Below are 4,247 nucleotides of genomic sequence, written 5' to 3' on the forward strand. Positions count from 1 at the left end.
ACCGCCTCGCGCGCAACTACGAGCTGGTCACCAAGCACAACCTCAAGTACCGCCGCTACTACCACCAGTTCGACTACTAATTTCATTTGGGGGAAACCGCAATGAGGCAATACATCTTCGCCAGCCACGCGCATTTTGCGACCGGCATCAAGGAGAGCACCGAGCTGCTCTCGGGCGCGCGCGATAACGTCCACGACCTGTCGATGTTTGTCGACGGCCGCACCGACGTCGCCGAGGAGGTCGCCAAGCTCCTGGCGACCTTCGACCCCGCCGACGACGTAATCGTGTGCACCGACCTGTTTGGCGGCAGCGTCAACAACGAGTTCACCAAGATCGTCCAGACGCGCCCCAACACCTACCTGGTTGCCAACATGAATCTGCCGCTGCTGATCCAGCTGCTCTTTTCGGACCAGGAGGCTCCCGCCGATCAGGTTATCCGCGAGATCCTCGCGGCTGACGACACGCGCGTCAAGTTTGTCAACGACCTGCTGACCGATGCGGATGACGAGGAAGAGTTCTAGTCACCGCCTGCTATTAATGGGGCCGGGTTTCCGGCATGAGACCTTTGGGGGTCAATCATGATTCAACTGCTTCGCGTCGACCATCGTCTGCTTCATGGCCAGGTGGCCGTCTCTTGGGTCCAGGGCTTGGGCTCTGACTGCATCTTCTGCGTTGGCGACAAGGTTGCCAGCGATCCCGTCTGGAAGACTACGCTCAAGATGGGAAAGCCGGCCAACGTCAAGCTCGTCATCAAGGACATGGAGCACGCCATCGAGGCCATCAACTCCGGTGTTACCGATAAGTACAAGATGATCATCTGCGTCGCCAGCATCGCCGAGGCCAAGCAGCTTGTCGACGGTTGCCCGCAGATCACCTCCATCAACCTGGGCAACACCAAGTCCAAGGACGAGCAGCGTCCCGATGCCCGTAAGATCTCCCGCCAGATCTTTGTGACTGCTGCCGAGGAAGAGGACATTCGCGAGCTCGTCGGCCGCGGTGTCGAGGTCGAGATTCGCGCTCTGGCCGACGACCCCAAGGTCGATGCCCTAAGCGCCCTCTAATTGGGAACCACGGGCGGCGCGCACGGCGCCGCCCCTATTCGTGGGCGTACCGGATAAACGCTTTACCCGTTACCCCCATCTACCGTTCACCGGGAGTACACGCCCGTTGAGCGATTGGTATTAAATAGTTTTCTCATGACTATATAATTGGTATCAAATCATTTGCACCGGTTTAGGTGTTAACAGCACGCCGGTACAAGCTGGATCTGTCTAGGCGATTGTCGGTATGGAAAAGGGCGCGCTGACAAGTCGGGAATCGCCGCGCGGATCCAAGAGGGATCAAAGGGAGGAACAATGCTTGTTCAAGCGATCCTCATCGGACTTATCGCTGCCTTCGGTAAGCTCGATTATCAGCTCGGTACGCTCTATGCGTTCCGCCCGATCGTTCTGTGCCCGCTCGTCGGCATAGTCCTCGGGGACCTGCAGTCCGGCCTCGCCATCGGTGCGAGCCTCGAGCTGCTCTTCATGGGTTCAATCTCCATCGGCGCTTACGTGCCGCCCGATGAGTGTATTGGCGGTGTGCTCGCCTGCGCCTTCGCTATTCAGCTGGGTCAGAGCACCGAGGCCGCTATCGCGCTCGCGATGCCCATCGCCACTCTGTGCCTGGCCATTAAGAACGTCGTCAACGCCGGTATGCCCCTTCTGGTCGACCGTGCCGACGTCTTTGCCAGCAAGGGTAACCTCAAGGGTATCTACGCTATGCACTGGATTATCGGTCTCGTGATTGTCGTCCTGGCCTTTATCCTGTGCTCGGTCTCCTTCTATCTGGGTGCCGACGCCGTTCAGGGCCTGCTCGACTTCATCCCGACGTTCGTCCTCGATGGCTTTGGCGTCGCAGCCAACATCCTGCCTGCCATGGGCTTCGCCATGCTCGGCCGTCTGGTGCTTACCAAGCAGCTCGTGCCGTTCTACTTCCTGGGCTTCCTGCTGTGCTCCTATGCCAACGTGCCCGTCCTCGGCGTCGCCCTGATCGCAATCATCATCGGCATCGACAAGTACGACCTGCTGGGCCTTGGTGGCGCCCAGTCCCAGCTTTCTGTGGAAGGGGATGAGGACGATGACTTCTAATTCCGAGAACCAGATTACTCGCTCCGACCTCATTAAGAGCGCCGTGAACACCGGCGCCCTGGGCATGGAATTCTCCTGGACCTACTACAAGCAGATGAACATTGCCTTCTGCCTGATGGTCGCCAACATGCTCAAGAAGATCTATGCCGGCCGTCCCGATGATTACGCCGAGGCCTTGCACCGTCACAGCGCATTCTTCAACATCACCCCGCAGCTCGCTCCCTTCGTGGGTGGCATCGCGATGGCCATGGAAGAAAAGGTCGCTCGTGGCGAGGTTGAGCCCGAGAGCGTCAACGACATCAAGGCCGCCCTCATGGGTCCGCTTTCCGGCCTGGGTGACTCCTTCTTCCTGTCCACCCTGCGCGTCGTCGCCGCTGCCGTGGGCATCAGCCTGTGCCAGGCCGGCAACGTCTTTGGCCCCATCGCCTTCCTGCTCGTCTACAACATCCCGGCGTTCCTGATTCGTATCTTTGGCGCTATCAAGGGTTATGAGCTAGGCATTGGCTTCCTCGACGAGGCTCAGAAGACCGGCCTGATGCAAAAGATCATGGCCTGCGTCGGCATTGTCGGCGTCATGGTCGTCGGCGCCATGAGCAAGGACATGTTCTGGGCTTCGTTGCCCATCGCCATTGGTCAGGGCGACTCCGCCCAGACTCTCCAGGACATCCTGGACGGTATCATGCCCGGTATGCTCGGCATGGCCGCCTTCTGGCTCTACTATTGGCTGCTCTCCAAGAAGATCAACCCGATGGTCCTGATCCTCTGCACCATGGTCGTGGGCATCATCGGCGCTTACTTTGGCGTGCTTGCCTAATATGTTCGAATCGCGCTTCCATCGCGTCTAACGGTTGCGTCGATCTTTGGGGGCTTGTCGCATCTGCGGCGGCCCCCTGTTTTTTAAAACTCCGTACGAAAGGGGAGGGCTATGGTCGTACCCGAGCTTTCGCTCATGAACATCAACCATCGTTACTACAGCATCGAGACGTTTTTTAAGGCTGCAGGTGAGGCCGGCTATCGCAATATCGAGCTGTGGACCGGCTCGATGCACCTGTATGTGGATTGCCATGAGCACGATTCGGTGGATAAGATTCGCGATCTTGCCGCCCAATACGGTATCAAGATCGTGTGCGTGTGCCCCGAGCAGAACAACCCCAAGCCGTGGAACGTCGCGGTGCGCGGTGAGGCGGGCCAAAAACGCATCCTCTCGTACTTTAAGAATGTGATCGACGTAGCCGTTGAGTTGGGCGCGCCGCAGATTCTGGTGACGAGTGGTTGGGCCTATCTGGACGAGCCGGCTGAGGACGCCTGGGCCCGCAGCGTTGCCATGCTGCGCTCGGTGTGCGACTACGCCGATACGCGCGGTATTCGCGTCGCGCTCGAGGCCCTGCAGCCGTCGGAGTCCGTGTTGGTCAACACCGCACAGGATGTCGTGCGCATCCTCGAGGCGGTCGATCGTCCCAACCTGAAGGCCTGTATCGACTTTGGCGCCATGGAAGTTGCCGGGGACACGATCGACGGCTACTTTGAGGTTTTGGGCGAAAAGATCGTTCACACCCACTTTGTAGATGTGGGCGGCGGCACGACGCATCTTGCCTGGGGCGACGGCGAGCGTGATATGCGTGCCGACCTCGAGGCACTCATGCGCCACGGCTATACGGGCTATGTCTCGGCCGAGACGTGTGATGGCCGCTACTATCAGGATCCGTCCAAGGCGACGACTCAGGTTATCGAGATGTATCGCCGTGTGACAGCGGAGATGGAAGCCGAATAACTAAACTGCGCGGTTGCGCCGGAAACGCTTGGGCGGGTCTGGCGCAACGCTTTTATAGCTGGCGAGTTGTGGGGAACCCGTTGGCAGTAGCGCTCGAAATAGACAACTATTGGCGTTGTAATACCACTCGGGCGAGGAAACCGACCGTTCGCCGCAAATCTCCGTGAGTTTGGATTGGTATTAAATAACAAGCAATCGTATGGCTATAATTGGTATCAGCAAGAAGCGCGATGTATAGAATTGCGCACATGTGATGGGAGGACACACATGAAGGAGACCGAGAAGATCGAGATCATGCACTTCGACCAGGAGGGCTACCTCGAGGACGGCAGGAACGTCTACGAGGC

General features: G+C 58.6%; 5 protein-coding genes. All 5 read left to right on the forward strand.

The window, feature by feature from the left end; genetic code table 11:
- Positions 1–101 precede the first annotated feature (101 nt).
- The 5 genes from GPK39_RS09130 (at position 102) to GPK39_RS09150 (ending at position 3,900) form a co-directional block, all read left to right on the forward strand.
- The gene (locus GPK39_RS09130) at positions 102–521 is read left to right on the forward strand and encodes a PTS sugar transporter subunit IIA (RefSeq protein WP_215675169.1); all 420 of its coding nucleotides are present in this window, start codon (positions 102–104) and stop codon (positions 519–521) included.
- Positions 522–578: 57 nt separating this feature from the next.
- A complete protein-coding gene (locus GPK39_RS09135) occupies positions 579–1,061 on the forward strand; it encodes a PTS sugar transporter subunit IIB (RefSeq protein ID WP_215675171.1) in 483 nt (160 codons plus the stop codon).
- A gap of 294 nt (positions 1,062–1,355) precedes the next feature.
- Positions 1,356–2,129, forward strand: a complete 774-nt coding sequence (locus GPK39_RS09140; protein ID WP_006235882.1) for a PTS mannose/fructose/sorbose/N-acetylgalactosamine transporter subunit IIC — start codon at positions 1,356–1,358, stop codon at positions 2,127–2,129.
- Entirely contained in the window at positions 2,110–2,943 is an 834-nt protein-coding gene (locus tag GPK39_RS09145; protein WP_006235883.1) for a PTS system mannose/fructose/sorbose family transporter subunit IID, read from the forward strand. Before GPK39_RS09140 ends, GPK39_RS09145 begins: the two co-directional genes overlap by 20 nt.
- A 111-nt stretch (positions 2,944–3,054) precedes the next feature.
- A complete protein-coding gene (locus tag GPK39_RS09150) occupies positions 3,055–3,900 on the forward strand; it encodes a sugar phosphate isomerase/epimerase family protein (RefSeq protein WP_215675173.1) in 846 nt (281 codons plus the stop codon).
- The last annotated feature ends 347 nt before the right edge of the window (positions 3,901–4,247 follow it).

It is taken from the genome of Collinsella aerofaciens, from assembly GCF_018785245.1.
Lineage (GTDB): Bacteria > Actinomycetota > Coriobacteriia > Coriobacteriales > Coriobacteriaceae > Collinsella > Collinsella aerofaciens_AD.

What these genes read in the sequence shown, in the direction of transcription:
- GPK39_RS09150 (WP_215675173.1), top strand. Translation starts at nt 3,055, where the DNA reads ATGGTCGTACCCGAGCTTTCGCTCATGAACATCAACCATCGTTACTAC.
- GPK39_RS09135 (WP_215675171.1), top strand. Translation starts at nt 579, where the DNA reads ATGATTCAACTGCTTCGCGTCGACCATCGTCTGCTTCATGGCCAGGTG.
- GPK39_RS09140 (WP_006235882.1), top strand. Translation starts at nt 1,356, where the DNA reads ATGCTTGTTCAAGCGATCCTCATCGGACTTATCGCTGCCTTCGGTAAG.
- GPK39_RS09145 (WP_006235883.1), top strand. Translation starts at nt 2,110, where the DNA reads ATGAGGACGATGACTTCTAATTCCGAGAACCAGATTACTCGCTCCGAC.
- GPK39_RS09130 (WP_215675169.1), top strand. Translation starts at nt 102, where the DNA reads ATGAGGCAATACATCTTCGCCAGCCACGCGCATTTTGCGACCGGCATC.